Annotated in this window: 14 protein-coding genes and 1 pseudogene; 10 read left to right on the top strand and 5 right to left on the bottom strand. The window is 72.2% G+C overall.

The features are described 5' to 3' along the window. Positions 1-39 precede the first annotated feature (39 nt). Positions 40-1977 carry a peptidoglycan D,D-transpeptidase FtsI family protein gene (locus tag LY13_RS06145; protein ID WP_253827306.1) on the top strand — a complete coding sequence of 646 codons (1938 nt, stop codon included), beginning with the start codon at positions 40-42 and terminating at the stop codon, positions 1975-1977. Positions 1978-2080: 103 nt separating this feature from the next. Here LY13_RS06145 and LY13_RS06140 read toward each other — a convergent pair whose 3' ends face one another. After that, a complete protein-coding gene (locus LY13_RS06140; protein WP_253827305.1) occupies positions 2081-3874 on the bottom strand; it encodes an AMP-dependent synthetase/ligase in 1794 nt (597 codons plus the stop codon). A gap of 122 nt (positions 3875-3996) precedes the next feature. On the opposite strand from LY13_RS06140, the gene LY13_RS06135 reads away from it, so the two are divergent. Genes LY13_RS06135 through LY13_RS06105 form a run of 7 tightly spaced genes read left to right on the top strand, consistent with a single transcriptional unit; the run spans position 3997 to position 9517 of the window. Beyond that, complete coding sequence (locus LY13_RS06135; protein WP_253827304.1) at positions 3997-4413, top strand: polyketide cyclase / dehydrase and lipid transport; 417 nt, start codon at positions 3997-3999, stop codon at positions 4411-4413. A gap of 4 nt (positions 4414-4417) precedes the next feature. Continuing rightward, a complete protein-coding gene (locus LY13_RS06130; RefSeq protein WP_253827303.1) occupies positions 4418-5206 on the top strand; it encodes a metallophosphoesterase family protein in 789 nt (262 codons plus the stop codon). Between the two features lie 27 nt (positions 5207-5233). Beyond that, positions 5234-5677: an SRPBCC family protein gene (locus LY13_RS06125; RefSeq protein WP_253827302.1), complete on the top strand. Its 444-nt coding sequence runs from the start codon at positions 5234-5236 to the stop codon at positions 5675-5677. Between the two features lie 5 nt (positions 5678-5682). Beyond that, a complete protein-coding gene (locus LY13_RS06120) occupies positions 5683-6921 on the top strand; it encodes an ArsA family ATPase (protein WP_253827301.1) in 1239 nt (412 codons plus the stop codon). Then, the gene (locus LY13_RS06115) at positions 6918-7610 is read left to right on the top strand and encodes a hypothetical protein (RefSeq protein ID WP_253827300.1); all 693 of its coding nucleotides are present in this window, start codon (positions 6918-6920) and stop codon (positions 7608-7610) included. The genes LY13_RS06120 and LY13_RS06115 overlap by 4 nt, the downstream gene beginning before the upstream one ends. Positions 7611-7628: 18 nt before the next feature. Then, positions 7629-8567, top strand: a complete 939-nt coding sequence (locus LY13_RS06110) for an ROK family protein (RefSeq protein ID WP_253827577.1) — start codon at positions 7629-7631, stop codon at positions 8565-8567. Positions 8568-8617: 50 nt separating this feature from the next. After that, entirely contained in the window at positions 8618-9517 is a 900-nt protein-coding gene (locus tag LY13_RS06105) for an NUDIX hydrolase (RefSeq protein ID WP_253827299.1), read from the top strand. Between the two features lie 15 nt (positions 9518-9532). On the opposite strand, the gene LY13_RS06100 is transcribed toward LY13_RS06105, so the two are convergent. After that, the gene (locus LY13_RS06100; RefSeq protein ID WP_253827298.1) at positions 9533-10150 is read right to left on the bottom strand and encodes a hypothetical protein; all 618 of its coding nucleotides are present in this window, start codon (positions 10148-10150) and stop codon (positions 9533-9535) included. A 158-nt stretch (positions 10151-10308) separates the two neighbouring features. Further along, a pseudogene (locus tag LY13_RS25890) lies at positions 10309-10440 on the bottom strand (esterase); the annotation flags it as partial. A gap of 229 nt (positions 10441-10669) precedes the next feature. Between LY13_RS25890 and LY13_RS06090 the strand changes: the two are divergent. Next, entirely contained in the window at positions 10670-11446 is a 777-nt protein-coding gene (locus LY13_RS06090; protein WP_253827296.1) for a lysophospholipid acyltransferase family protein, read from the top strand. 125 nt (positions 11447-11571) lie between these two features. Continuing rightward, positions 11572-12072, top strand: a complete 501-nt coding sequence (locus LY13_RS06085; RefSeq protein WP_253827295.1) for a polyadenylate-specific 3'-exoribonuclease AS — start codon at positions 11572-11574, stop codon at positions 12070-12072. Positions 12073-12190: 118 nt separating this feature from the next. Here the strand turns inward: LY13_RS06085 and LY13_RS06080 are convergent, their stop codons facing one another. Together LY13_RS06080 and LY13_RS06075 are read right to left on the bottom strand one after the other, a co-directional pair. Further along, on the bottom strand, positions 12191-13303 hold the full coding sequence (locus tag LY13_RS06080) for a 3-deoxy-7-phosphoheptulonate synthase (protein ID WP_253827576.1): 1113 nt from the start codon (positions 13301-13303) through the stop codon (positions 12191-12193). 243 nt (positions 13304-13546) lie between these two features. Next, positions 13547-13948 (bottom strand): hypothetical protein, encoded by a 402-nt coding sequence (locus LY13_RS06075; RefSeq protein WP_253827294.1) that lies wholly within the window; start codon positions 13946-13948, stop codon positions 13547-13549. Positions 13949-14044: the final 96 nt, after the last annotated feature.

The raw sequence follows: 14044 nt of genomic DNA, 5'->3' as shown, positions 1-14044 counted from the left end.
GTGCGGGCAGGGAGAACGTGAGCGAACCGGAGGGGACCGATGCCACCGACACGACCGGGCAGACCGGACGGCGCGAACGGGCCGGCGCCGTCGCGGGGTCGCGGCCCGGCGGGCCGGACGTACTCGGCGAAGGCGCGCCGCTCCGGTGCCTCGGGCGACCGTGGCACGCGGAGCCGGTTCGTCATCGGCCGGATCGTGCTCGCCGTGGTGCTCGTGGCCACCGGTCTCAAACTCGGCTACGTGCAGGGGTTCCAGGCCGAGGCGCTGTCGGCCCGCGCCGAGCGGCAGCGTACGACCACGATCGACATCCCGGCCCAGCGTGGATCCATTGTGGACCGCAACGGGGCGAAGCTCGCCTTCAGCGTGGAGACGCGGACACTGTGGGCGAACCTGCGGTTGATGCGGAAGAACTGGGCCGAGCACGAGAGGAAGAACCCGAAGTCCGGTGAGACCTTCGACACGCGGGTCGCGGAGATCGCGAAGTACATCGCGAAGAAGGTGCCGGACAAGACGTCCGAGTCCGAGTTGCTCGAGGCCTTCCATGACGAGGATTCGAGCTTCACCTATCTCGTCGACGACGTGCAGCCGTCCGTGGCCGAGGAGATCAAGGAGAAGTTCCCCGAGATCGGCTACGAGAAGCGCGCCCGCCGCGAGTACCCGGCCGGGAAGGTCGGGTCGAACATCGTGGGCTTCGCCAACTGGCGGATGGAGGAACCGGACCAGTCCAAGCACAACATCGAGGGCCTGGCCGGGTTGGAGAGTGCGCGCAACGGCGTACTGACGGGCGAACCCGGACGGCAGGTGGTCAACACCGAGCAGGGCAGCGACGTCGTGATCCCCGGTACCGAGCGGGAGGTGCAGCAGGCGACCCCCGGCTCCGACCTGGAACTGACGATCGACTCCGACGTCCAGTACAACGTGCAGCGGATGCTGTCCGACTACGTCGAGAAGTCGCGCGCGGACGGCGGCAGCGCGGTCGTGCTGGATTCGGAAACGGGCGAGATCTACGGTCTGACCAGCGAGAAGACGCTGGACCCGAAGAACCTCGACCCGGATCTCATGACGGAGAAGGCCGTCACGCAGCCGTTCGAACCGGGGTCGGTGAACAAGGTCATCACCGCGGCGGGTGCGATCGAGGACGGCATCACGGGCCCGAAGGATGTCCACCGGGTGCCCGGCTCGATGAAGGTCGCCGACCACACGGTGCGGGACGCGTGGGACCACGGCACGCAGCCGTTCACCACCACCGGCATCTTCGCCAAGTCGTCGAACGTCGGCACCCTGATGCTCGCCCAGGAGCTCGGTCCCGACCGGTACATGGACCTGCTGAAGAAGTTCGGACTCGGGCAGCGGACCGGTGCGGGCCTGCCGGGCGAGAGCCCCGGGTACGTTCCGCCGCGCAACCAATGGTCGGGCACGACGTTCGGCAACCTGCCGATCGGTCAGGGACTGTCGATGACGGTGCTGCAGATGGCAGGCATGTACCAGGCCATCGCCAACGACGGCGTGCGCGTCGAGCCCCGTGTCGTCGCCGCGACCCGCACGCCCGACGGCAGGCGGGTACCCGAGCCGAAGCCCGACCGCACCCGGGTCGTGAGCCCGAAGACGGCCGAGACCGTGCGCAACATGCTGCGCGCGACGACGCAGGGCGGCGACATGTACGAGAGCGGCACCGCCCCGCAGGCCGCCATCGAGGGGTACCAGATCTCGGGCAAGACCGGCACGGGTCAGCAGGTCGATCCCGAGACCGGTGCGTACAGCAACGAGCTCTACAACATCACCTTCGCCGGGATGCTGCCCGCCGACGATCCGCGCTTCGTCGTCGGCATCCGGCTCGACGCCCCGGACACCACCCTGCCCGCGGGCAGCTCGGCGGCACCGTTGTTCAAGCAGATCTCGTCGTACCTGGCGCAGCGCTACGAGATCCCGCTCTCGGACAAGAAGGCACCCGTCGTGCCACTGATCCGGCGGCAGTGACGGCCCATCGTCACCGCCCGGCCACGGAGGACACGCCGACACGGACGAGGGGGTGCCCACCCGGCGGTGAGCACCCCCTCGACGTGTCGCGTTCTCCGCGGGCCTACTTGGCGTACAGCGAGTCGATGTCGCCCGCGTAGTTCTTGCTCACCACGCCCCGCTTGAGCTTCATGCTCGGCGTGACCTCACCACCGGCCTCGGTGAAGTCCTGGGGCAGGATGCTGAACTTCTTGATCGCCTCGGCGTTCGAGACGAGCTTGTTCGCGTCGTCCACGGCGGACTGCACGTCGGCCCGCAGCTTCTCGTCCGAGGCCAGGTCGGCGACCGTGGCGTCGGCCGGCTTGCCGTGCTGTTCCTTCCAGGTGGGGAAGAACTCCTCGTCGATCGTCACCAGCGCGCCGATGAACGGCCGCTGGTCGCCGACGACCATCGCCTGACTGATCAGCGGGTGCGCCTTGAGCGCGTCCTCGAGTGTCGACGGGGCGACGTTCTTGCCGCCCGCCGTCACGATGATCTCCTTCTTGCGGCCGGTGATCTTGACGAAGCCCTCGTCGTCGACCTCGCCCAGGTCGCCGGTGTGGAACCAGCCGTCCTCGAGGGACTCGGCCGTGGCCTGCTCGTTGCGCCAGTACTCGCCGAACACCACGCCACCGGAGAGCATCAGCTCACCGTCCTCGGCGACCTTGACCGACGTGCCCGCGACGGGCCTGCCGACGGTGCCGACCTTGAAGGCGTCGCGGGTGTTCACGCAGGCGGCCGCGGTGGTCTCGGTCAGGCCGTAGCCCTCGAACACCGGCACGCCGATGCCGCGGAAGAAGTGCGCCAGGCGGGTGCCGAGCGGCGCTCCGCCGGAGACGGCGGCGATGCACCGGCCCCCGAGGGCGGCGTGCAGCTTGCTGTAGACCAGCTTGGCGAACACCGCGTGCTTGAGTTTGAGGCCGAGGCCGACCTTGCCGGCGTCGGTGGCCTGGCTGTAGGCGATCGCGGTCGCCTCGGCCGCGTCGAAGATCTTGCCCTTGCCTTCGGAGTGGGCCTTGAGCTTGGCCGAGTTGTAGACCTTCTCGAACACGCGCGGCACGGCGACGACGAACGTCGGCCGGAAGGCGCCCAGGTCGGCGACCAGATCCGTGGTGTCGGTGTGGCCGAGCGTCACGCGGGAGGAGAACGCCGTGATGGCGATGGCGCGCGCGAGGATGTGGGCCAGGGGCAGGAACAGCAGCAGCGAGTTGCCGGACTCCATCAGGTCCGGGAACGCGTCGATGTCGGCGCGCACCTCGGAGAGCAGGTTCCGGTGGGTCAGCGTCACGCCCTTCGGCCTGCCCGTCGTGCCGGACGTGTAGCAGATCGTCGCGACGTCGTCGGCCCCCACCGAGCGGCGGCGGGTGTGGACGTCGTCGTCGGCGCGGTCGGCGCCGAGCGCGGTCAGGGTGTCGACGGCGGGGGCGTCGCCGTCGATCTGCCAGGCGTGGGCCAGCTCGGGCAGCCGGTCCCGCACCTCGTCGAGGGCGGCGGTGTGCTCGGCGGTCTCGACGATGACGGCCTTGGCCCCCGAGTCGGACAGGATCCAGTGGACCTGCTCGGCCGACGACGTCTCGTAGATCGGCACGGTGACGCCGCCCGCGGCCCAGATCGCGAAGTCGAACAGGGTCCACTCGTAGCGGGTCTTCGACATCAGCCCGACCCGGTCGCCGTGTTCGATGCCCGCGGCGATGAGGCCCTTGGCGGCGGAGAGCACTTCGGCGGCGAAGGTGCGCGCGGTGACGTCGCGCCACGAACCGTCGATCAGCCGACGGAAGCTCACGGTGTCGCCGAACCGCTCGGCGTTGGCCCAGACGACGTCGGAGGCGTTCTCGTCGTCGGCGATGGGCCGTAGTGCTGGGGCGCTGTACTCGCGCACGTCAACCTCCGCAGTGGGGATTCCAAACAACGTTGTTACTCGCCGGTCAACCTAGCCGGTGTCGGCACCGCTGGCCACGGGTGGGTGCGGGCATGTTGTGAGGCGCATACCATCCCGCAACCGTGACCGGATCCGAATCCCAGCCTGCGCTCGACATCGTCGACGAGACCTTCCTGACCGTGCCTCCGAGCACACTCGCCGCGGTCTTCGCGGACCCGGCGGCGTGGCGGAGGTACTGGCCCGACCTGGTGCTCGAAGTCTATACCGACCGCGGTGACCAGGGCCTGCGCTGGACCGTACGGGGGGCGCTGGTCGGCACGATGGAGGTGTGGCTCGAGCCCGTGCTGGACGGCACCCTGCTGCACTACTTCCTCCGCGCCACCCCGGAGGTCCCCGAGGGCACCCGGCTGTCGGGCGCGCGGTTGCGGCGGGAGTTCGACCGCCGGGCACGCGCGGCCAAGGCGATCGCGCTGGACCTGAAGGTCACGCTGGAGGACGGTCGCGCCGCCGGGCTGCCGCCCCGCTCGACGGTAGAATGATCACGTGCGGGTTCATGTGGTCTCCGACGTGCACGGCAACGCCGAGGCGCTGGCGCGTGCCGGCGACGGCGCGGACGCGCTGGTCGTGCTCGGTGACCTGATCGACTTCGTCGACTACCACGAGCACGACGGCGGCATCCTCGGCGCGCTGTTCGGTGCCGAGAACGTCGCGACGTTCGCCCGGCTGCGCCGCGAGGGCCGCCGCGGGGAGATGGTGGAGCTGTCGAAACGGCTGTGGGGCAGTCTGGACGACCCGCGGGCCGCGGTGGACGAGGCCGTGCGCGAGCAGTACACCCGCCTGTTCGCCGCGCTGCCCGCGCCGACCTACGCGATCCCCGGCAACGTCGACGCGCCCGCGCTCTGGCCCGAGTTCGAGGCGCCCGGCCTGCACTTCGTCGACGGCGAGGTCCGTGACATCGGCGGCCTGCGGTTCGGGTTCGTCGGGGGAGCGGTCCTGCCCGAGGGTGCGACACCGCGGCGTGACCAGGCGTGGCGGCCGTACCTGCGTACGCGGGAGGAGTTCGACAAGGCCGTCGCCGGGCTGACCGGTGTCGACGTGCTGGGCAGTCACATCCCGCCCGCGGTGCCGGAACTGACCTACGACGTCGTCGCGCGGCGGGGTGAGCTCGGTTCGGAGGCACTCGCCGACCTGATCGTGCGCGAGCGGCCGCGGTGGTCGTTGTTCGGCCACGTGCATCAGCCGTTGTCGGCCGCGAAGCGGGTCGGGGTGACCGAGTGCCGCAACGTCGGGCATTTCCAGCGCGACCCGCGGCCCTACGTGCTGCGATGGTGAAACACCGGACCGCTACGCTCTAGCGCCATGGCCGACCAGTCCACGCAGTCCATCGAGGTCGATGCCCCTCCGGAGCAGATCATGGCCGTGATCGCCGATCTGCCCGCCTACCCGGAGTGGGCCAAGGCGGTGCAGCAGACGGAAGTGCTGGGCACCGACGAACGGGGTCGGGCCACGCAGGTGCGGTTCACGCTCGACTCGGGCCCGGTCAAGGACGTCTACACGCTCGAGTACGACTGGGCCGACGACGGGTTGTCGGTGAGCTGGCACCTCGTGAAGGGGCAGATGCAGAAGGCCCAGAACGGCCGGTACGAGCTCGAGCCGCTCGGCGGCGACCGGACGAAGGTGACCTACACGCTGGCCGTCGAACTGGCGCTGCCCATGATCGGGATGCTGCGCCGCAAGGCCGAGAAGATGATCATGGACACCGCACTGAAGGAACTGAAGAAGCGCGTCGAGGCCGAAAGCTGAGGCCCGTGCGACTGCTGCTGCTGACCGGGAAGGGCGGTGTCGGCAAGACGACGCTGGCCGCCGCGACCGGTGCCGCGCTGGCGGACCGGGGTGCCGCGACGCTGGTCGTGTCGACCGACCCGGCGCATTCCCTGGCCGACGCCGTCGCCATGCCGGTCGGCCGCGACCCCGTCCTGGTGGCCGACCGGCTGTACGGCGCACAGCTCGACATCCGTGCGCTGGCCGACGACGCGTGGGACGGCGTGCGGGAGCAGCTGCGAGCGGCGCTGGTGCGCGGCGGCGGACTGGACGGGCTCGCGGCCGAGGAGCTGAGCGTCGTTCCGGGCGTCGACGAACTGCTGGCTCTCGGGGAGGTGCAGCGGCTCGCCGGAACCGGGCGCTGGGACGTCGTCGTCGTCGACTGCGGTCCGACGGCGGAGACGCTGCGGCTCCTGGCGTTGCCGGACGCCGTGTCCGGGTACCTGACACACATGGCCGGTCCCGTGGCGAAGCGTTCCGCTCTGGCGCGGTCGCTGGCGCGGCTGGCCGAGTACACCGGGTCGCTGCGTGACCTCCTGACCGATCCCGCCCGCACGAGCGTGCGCCTGGTGTTCACTCCCGAGCGCGTCGTCGTGGCCGAAACCCGGCGGACCCTGACCGCGCTCGCCTTGCGCGGCATCCGGGTCGACGGCATGATCGCGAACCGCGTCATGCCCTCGCCCGGCTGGTGGCGCGGTGCGGCGGCCGCGTGGGTGCGGCAGCGGCGCAGGCAGCAGGAGGAGGTCCTGGCGGAGCTGGCACGCTCCGGGGTCGGCGACGCGGCCGACCGGCTGCGCTCGGTCGAGTACCGGGCCGACGAGCCGGTCGGGGTGAGCGCGCTCCGTGAGATCGCCGCGGAGCTGTACGGCACCGCCGACCCGCTGGACGACAGTCCCCGGGCCGGCGACGCTGCCACGCCGGGCGACACCGGTGCGCGGGGCGACGACGCGGCCACGGGCGGCGACGGTTCCGAGCGGGCCGGTGCGGGCGGACGTGCACCGTTGTTGCAGATGTTCGAGGTCGACGGCGGCTATCGGCTCCGGGTGGCACTGCCGCTCGCCCGGGACAGCGTCGTCGATCTGGCGCGGGTCGACGACGACCTCGCGATCACCGTCGACGGGGTCCGCAGGCTGATCGCGTTGCCGGAACCACTGCGCGCCTGCCGGATCACGGATGCCGAATCCGATCCCCGTGGCGTGCTCGTGCACCTGGAGGGAACCGAATGAGCGGCACCGACGGCCCCGCGGGCCGCGCCGATGGGCCGGCGGCGGGCGACGGCCCCGCGGCCGACAGTGCGCGGCTGGCCGAGGAGATCCGGCTGCTGGTCGACCTCGTCACGGAGCGGGCCGAGCCGTGGCTGCGGAGCGTGTTCGCCGCGGGACACGGCGGCGGCGACCCGGAGTCGTGCGACGCCTCCGGTCCCGGAGGGCCCGGTCCGGCCGGGGCCACGGCGGGAGGCGCCGGAGCGGACGGAAGCGGAGCCACGCAGCGCGGGGCGCACGAGGGCACGTCGTCCCCGGACGGCTCCGGTACGGCTCCGTCCGGTGCCGCGGCGGGCGGCGAGGCTGGCCGCGCCTCGGCGTGCTCGTGGTGCCCGTTCTGCGCCGTCGTCGCGGTCGTGCGGGGTGACACGCCGGAGATCGCGGCGCGGGTGCTGGACCAGGCCGCCGCGCTGATCGCGTTGCTGCGGGCCGTGCTCGCCGACCGGTGGCAGCCGGACGAGGGCGTGCACATGCCCGGGTACCGCCCGTCGTCGCGACCGGGCCCGCCGCCTGCCGGCCCGGACCCGTCGGGGGCGTCGGTGTTCGCTGAACGGCCCGGCAGGGGCTCGGCGGCAGGCGGATCGGGCGGTGCGGCCCGACGGGTGCAACGGGTGCAGGTGCGCCCGCGGGAGCGTTGGGAACCGGGGGAGTAGCCGGTGGCCGCGATCGGAATCGACGTCGGCGGCACGAGCATCCGCGCGGGCGTCGTCGACGAGACCGGCGACGTGCTCGACACCGCGCGCACGGGCACGCCGCACGAGGAGGCGGCGCTCGAGGACGCCATCGCGGGCGTGGTCGCCGAACTGCGGAGCAGGCACGAGGTCGCCGCCGTCGGACTGGCGGTCGCCGGGTTCGTCGGACGGGACCGCACGTCCGTGATGTTCGCCCCGCACCTGCCGTGGCGGACCGCGACGGTGGCCGACCGGATGAGCGAGCGACTCGGCCTGCCCGTGACCCTGGAACACGACGCCAACGCGGCCACGTTCGCCGAGTACCGGTTCGGTGCCGCGCGGGCCACGTCGGTCGGCGTGTTCGTCGCGCTCGGCACCGGTATCGGGGCCGGTCTCCTGCTCGGAGGGGAGTTGTTCCGTGGCGCACACGGCGTCGCGCCGGAGCTCGGGCACCTGTGTCTCGTGCCGGGAGGGCGGCAGTGCCCGTGCGGCAAGTCCGGGTGCTGGGAGCGCTACTGCAGCGGCACGGCGCTGGCCGCGACGGCGATCGAACTGCTGGCCACGCGGCCGCAGCACTCCACGGTGCTGGCCAGGGAGGCGGCGGGTGACCCGGGCGCGGTCACGGGCCGCCGCGTCGCCGGGGCTGCACGGGACGGCGACCCACTCGCGCGCAAGGCGATGGCGGAGCTGGCCCGGTGGCTCGGCGAGGGGCTGGCGCTCGTCGCCGACGTGTACGACCCGGAGGTCGTCGTCATCGGCGGGGGCGTGTCGGCGTCGGCGCCACTGTTCCTCGACGACGCGCGGGAGACGTACCTGCGCGCCGTGACGGGCGGCAAGCACCGCCCGCACGCGCGGATCCGGACGGCCCAGCTGGGCGACGAGGCCGCGATCGTCGGGTCCGCCACGCTCGCGGCCGAGAGCGGCCGCCGAGTGGTCTGATCCTCGGCGAACACGGGCGTGTCGCGGGCCGGGCACGCTAGATTCGAACGATGCTGGTCGGCAACGGAGACGGGTTCGTCAGCTGCGACTGCGGACGGCGGCACTGGGGATTGTTCGGTGCCGCCGGACTGCTGTTGAGCGACCCCCGGCGTGGCGTGCTGTTGCAGCACCGCGCGGGCTGGACGCACGAGGGCGGCTCGTGGGCGCTGCCGGGCGGCGCGGTGCAGCCCGACGAGACGTCGGCGCAGGCGGCGGCGCGGGAGACCGAGGAGGAGACGGCGGTGCCCGGCGAGGCGTTCCGGGTCCTGGCCCAGCGCGCCGACGAGCACGGCACCTGGCGGTACACGACGGTCCTGGCGACCGTGCTGGGCGATGCGGCACGACCCCGCGTGACCAACGCCGAGAGCACGGCGCTGCGCTGGGTGTCACCCGCCGACGTCGCCGACTATCCGTTGCACAGCGGCTTCGCCGCGGCCTGGCCGGAGCTGCGCGGCCAGCTCGACCGGAGACTCGTGCTGCTGGTCGACGCCGCCTCCGTGGTCGGCCCGCGCGCCGGCGACGGAACGAACGACCCGGCCGGTGCGGTGGCGCGGCTGCGGGACCGGCTGGCCGTGCTGGCCGGAGTGGGCGTCGTCGCGGGGGACCTGGACCTCGACGGTGTGGCAGGGGCCGCGCACTGGACGTGGTGGCCGCACGTGGTGCTGGTCGCGGGCGGCCCGCCCGGAGAGGCAGGTGCGGGGATCGAGCCGGCGGCGGGCATCGAGACCGTGGCAGGCGGCGACGGCGGAATCGGAGCGGCCGTCCGTGCCGCGCGGGCGGCCGGGCCCGGCGATCACCTCGTCGTGGTCACGGCCGCCGATCGGCGCCGCGAACCCGTTGCGGAGGAGGCGACGGCCGTCGTCGACCCGGCCGTGCTGCGGCGGCTGCTCGACGCCTGCACGCCCGTGTGAGTGGGCCGCAGGCGGTCAGACCTGGGCGCCGTTGGTCGGGTCGGCACCGTCCGGCGGGCCCTGCCTGACCCGCAACAGCAGCAGGGCGATTCCCGCCGCGAGTGAGAGCATGCCCAGCGGCGTGGCGACCGCCCCGGACAGGCCGACGAGCGACGGCGCGATCAACAGCAACAGGCCCAGGACCACCAGGACGAGAACGAGTACGGCGCCCTTGCGCGGTTTCGGCAGCGGCGGCGGTTCGGGCGGGACGAAGTGGTTGTCGGGGTCATCGGGATCGTCGTCGGGCGCCGGGCCGAACAGTGTCTCGTCCCACGCGATCGGGCTGTCCCGCCAGCCCTCGCCGCGCGAACCGGACTCGCCGGTGGTCCTGCCCGCGTCGGCGTCGCGGTCGCCGGACGGATCGGGACCGGGCCGTTCCAGCAACGCGCCGCCGCCCCGGTCGCCACCGGAACCGCCCCGGTCGCCGTGGTCGTCGCCGCCGTGGTCGTCGGCGGGCTGCTGATCGGCCGCGTGCTCGTCGCGATCCTGCTCGCCGAATCCTTGGTCGTCGAATCCCTGCGCGCGCAGGTCGGCGACGATCTCCTCGAACGCGGCGTCGACGTTCTCCGGCCCGTCGGAGCCTGGTCTGCTCACTTGGTCCCCACCTGCCTGCCGGCTGCTGCGAACTCGCTGCTGCGCGCGAAAAGAAGCGGCACGTCGCCATCGAGGGTGGCGACGTGACAGCTGTCGTGCAAGACGACCTCGGTGACCCGTGCCGGATCGGTATCGACGCCGTCGAGCACCGCCCGGTGCCCGTCGGACGCCGGGGGTCGTCCCCACGGGCGCATACTCGCCGGGGTTCCCGTGAACCCGTGACACAACAGCACGCCGGTTCCGCTGGGCCCGGTGTACTGGAACGGCTCGGCGCCGGCGAGCACGGGCATGCCGTCGGTCCCTTCCTCTCCACGGGTGATCGGGTGCCATCGTCGCACGGCGGCCCCACCCACGGGCGGGAAGCGCCCGCACTCCCCGCCTGCGGGGACCTGTGGGGTTCCGGAATGGGCGGCCGGTGTGAGATAGACGGTGGTTACGACCCCGCGGTTGTGGCGGTGAACACGACGTTCGTAGTGTGATCGCCTCGGTTGGGTGAACGAGACGAGGAGGCGCGGCCCGGTGGTGTATCGGCTGCTCAAATACGTGGTCCTGGGGCCGCTGCTGCGGCTGCTGTGGCCGACCACGGTCACCGGCACGGAGAACATCCCCGCCGAGGGTGGTGCGATCATCGCCAGCAACCACCTCGCCGTGGCCGACTCCTTCTTCATGCCCCTGTACGTGCCGCGGCGGGTGACGTTCCCCGCCAAGCAGGAGTACTTCACCGCGCCCGGCCTCAAGGGTCGGCTCCAGAAGTGGTTCTTCACCGCCTCCGGCCAGTTCCCGATCGACCGGTCCGGGGCCTCGGCGGCCCAGGCCGCACTCGACACCGGCGTCCGGTTGCTGGCAGAGGGGCGGCTGCTGGGGATCTATCCGGAGGGCACCCGCTCGCCCGACGGACGGCTCTACAAGGGCAAGACCGGTGTCGCCCGCATCGCGCTCGAGGCACAGGTCCCGGTGATCCCGGTGGCGATGATCGGCACCGAGAAGGTCAACCCCATCGGTTCGAAGATGTGGTGGCCGCGACGGTTGGAGATCCGGTTCGGGAAGCCGCTCGACTTCTCCCGCTACGAAGGTCTCGCGGGCGACCGGTTCGTCGAACGGTCCATCGCCGACGAGATCATGTACGCCCTCATGGAACTGTCCGGCCAGGAGTACGTCGACGTCTACGCCGCGAAGGCCAAGGAGGAGCTCGGCGAGGCGGTGCCGTTGCACGGCAGGCCGGGCGAGGTCGGTGCGGCGGGCGCGGCCCGGGCGAGCACCGGGTCGTCACGGGTTCCGGAGAGCCGCGCGGGCTGAGTCGGCGGGCACACCACACCTCCACCTCGCTCCCACAGGCCGCCGGAACGCGGGTCTCGGCGAGCGGCCCGCGGCGGTACGGACCGGCTCGTCCGACGCGGTGGGGCGCCCGTTACGGTGCTGCGGTGCGATTCTTCTACGACACCGAATTCATCGAGGACGGCGTGACCATCGACCTGGTGTCGATCGGTGTGGTGGACGAATCCGGACGCAGCTTCTACGCGGTCTCCACCGAGTTCGACCCGGACAAGGCGGGCAAGTGGGTGCGGGAGAACGTGCTCGACAAGCTGCCGTCGCCGGCGGACAAGTCGTGGCGCAGCCGCGAGAGCATTCGCGAGGGTCTGCTCGAGTTCTTCGGCAAGCCGTCCGACGGCATCGAGCTGTGGGCCTGGTACGCCGCCTACGACCACGTCGCCCTGGCGCAGCTGTGGGGCTCGATGCCGAAGCTGCCGCGCCAGTTGCCCCGGTTCACCCGGGACCTGCGGCAGCGCTGGGAGGACGTCGGCAAGCCCGCGTTGCCCAAACAGCCCCCGGACGCCCACGACGCGCTCGCCGACGCGCGGCACAACCTGGAGCGGTGGAAGGTCATCGAGCAGCTGCGCCTGCGAGACGGCTTCGCGCGCTGACGGGCGGGACCTCGCGGCCCGGACGACCGCACTCGCGGGCGGCCCCGGTCCGCGGGCAGGCGGGGCGCGGCCGTGGGCACCGCCTGCCCCGCCTGCCCGCGGAGTGTGAGCAGGCCGCTCAGCCCCGGCGGGTGCGGACGGCCGCGGCGAGGTCGTCGAGCAGCGACGCCGTCGTCGGCCAGTCCAGGCACGCGTCGGTGATGCTGCGGCCGTAGTCGAGATCGGCCGCGCGCCCGAGGGTGAGGTCCTGCCTGCCGTCGGCGAGGAAGCTCTCGACCATCAGACCGGAGATGCCGGGCTCGCCCGCGCCGATGCGCTCGGCCAGCTCGGCCACGACACCGGCCTGGCGCACGTGGTCCTTACCGCTGTTGCCGTGGCTGGCGTCGACGACGAGGCGTTCGGGCAGCCCCGCCTTGCGCAGCCGTGCGAGCGTGTCCGCGACCGTGTCGGCGTCGTGGTTCGGGCCCGCGCTGCCGCCGCGGAGGATGACGTGGCAGTCCTCGTTCCCGGCCGTGGTCAGCAGCGCGGACACGCCGTCCGTGGTGATACCGGGGAAGACGTGGCTCGCCGCCGCCGCGCGTGTGGCGTCGACGGCGACCTGCACGTCGCCGTCGGTGGAGTTCTTGATGCCGACCGGCATCGACAGGCCGCTGCACAGCTGGCGGTGCACCTGGCTGGCCGCGGTGCGCGCGCCGATGGAGCCCCACGTCACGACGTCGGCGATGTACTGCGGAATGATCGGGTCGAGGAACTCGCAGCCGACCGGCAGGCCGAGCGCGGAGACGTCGAGCAGCAACTGGCGCGCGAGCCGTAGGCCCTTGTTGACCGCGAAGCCGCCGTCGAGATCGGGGTCGTTGATGAGGCCCTTCCACCCGAGCGTGGTGCGGGGTTTCTCGAAGTACACGCGCATCACGATGTGCAGTTCGCCGCGGACCTTCTCGGCGTGGGCGGCCAGTTTCCGGGCGTAGTCGAGCGCGGCCTCGGGGTCGTGGACCGAGCAGGGCCCGGCGACGACCAGCAGCCGGTCGTCCCGGCCCGCGAGGATGTCGACGGCGGAGTCCCGGCCCGCGGTGACCGTCCGGGCGACGGTGTCGTCGACGGGATGTTCCTGGCGGAGCAGGGCGGGCGACATCAACGGGCTCACGTGGGTGATGCGGTGGTCGTCCAGCGGGATCCCGGTGTGCGCGGCCGCTCCTGGCGCCGCGGACTCGGGGGATGCCGTGGTCGGCAGAGTGCTCATCGGGGTGACTTCCTTTCCGCAAGCCGCCCCGGGCGTCACCGAGCCGGCTTGACGTCCGGCTCGAAGTGGATGGTGGTCAGCGCAGGTTCACGCCGACCGGCCCACTCCGGGCCGGCCAGGTAAACCAGTAATAGCGCTGCACGCCCTGGACCGTAGCAGAGGCTAACCTAGCTTTACCGGTGCAGTGACCTATGTCTACGTCGAAGTGGTCGCCGCGGCCCTCCCGGTGGGTCCTCATCGGACGAGCACGGCCACCGTGTCCACCACGACGGCGGCGGCGACACCGGCACACGACAGCATGCCGCGGTGGCGCCACCGCGGAGGCAGCCGCCCCGTGCGCATTCCCGCCCGGACGGCGATGCCCAGGCAGGCGAGCATCGCGAGGGCGACGGCGACGATCAGCGGGACGTTCGGTCCGGTGCAGGACACGGAGTCGGCGGTGCAGGCGCGGAACGGGCCGCCCTGCCCGCTCGCGTCGGACGATCCCGCGCTCAGCAGCGCGAGCACGAGTCCGAACCCGTGCACCGGCGTGAGCAGCACCATCACGCCTGCCGTTGCGGCTCCGCCCGCCGCGGGACGCTCAGTGGGGCCGCCGGTCGGGTCGAGTGGACGGACGGGCGACGGGGAATCCGGCATACCGAAAAGATCGACTCGGGACCGGGCGTCGTTAACCGCTGCGTCGGACGTCGCGGTGTCGCGCTGCGCCGAACCGGTGACGCGAGGCTATCCTGA

Origin of the sequence: Prauserella aidingensis (assembly GCF_024171865.1) — a bacterium.
Taxonomy (GTDB): Bacteria; Actinomycetota; Actinomycetes; order Mycobacteriales; family Pseudonocardiaceae; genus Prauserella; species Prauserella aidingensis.
Note: the sequence above shows the minus strand (reverse complement) of the source record. Positions and strands in the feature narration are given on the sequence as shown.

Excerpts from the sequence above, each read along its gene's own strand:
- LY13_RS06145 (WP_253827306.1), top strand. The coding sequence starts at position 40 with ATGCCACCGACACGACCGGGCAGACCGGACGGCGCGAACGGGCCGGCG.
- LY13_RS06125 (WP_253827302.1), top strand. The coding sequence starts at position 5,234 with ATGGCCGACCAGTCCACGCAGTCCATCGAGGTCGATGCCCCTCCGGAG.
- LY13_RS06115 (WP_253827300.1), top strand. The coding sequence starts at position 6,918 with ATGAGCGGCACCGACGGCCCCGCGGGCCGCGCCGATGGGCCGGCGGCG.
- LY13_RS06105 (WP_253827299.1), top strand. The coding sequence starts at position 8,618 with ATGCTGGTCGGCAACGGAGACGGGTTCGTCAGCTGCGACTGCGGACGG.
- LY13_RS06075 (WP_253827294.1), bottom strand. The coding sequence starts at position 13,948 with ATGCCGGATTCCCCGTCGCCCGTCCGTCCACTCGACCCGACCGGCGGC.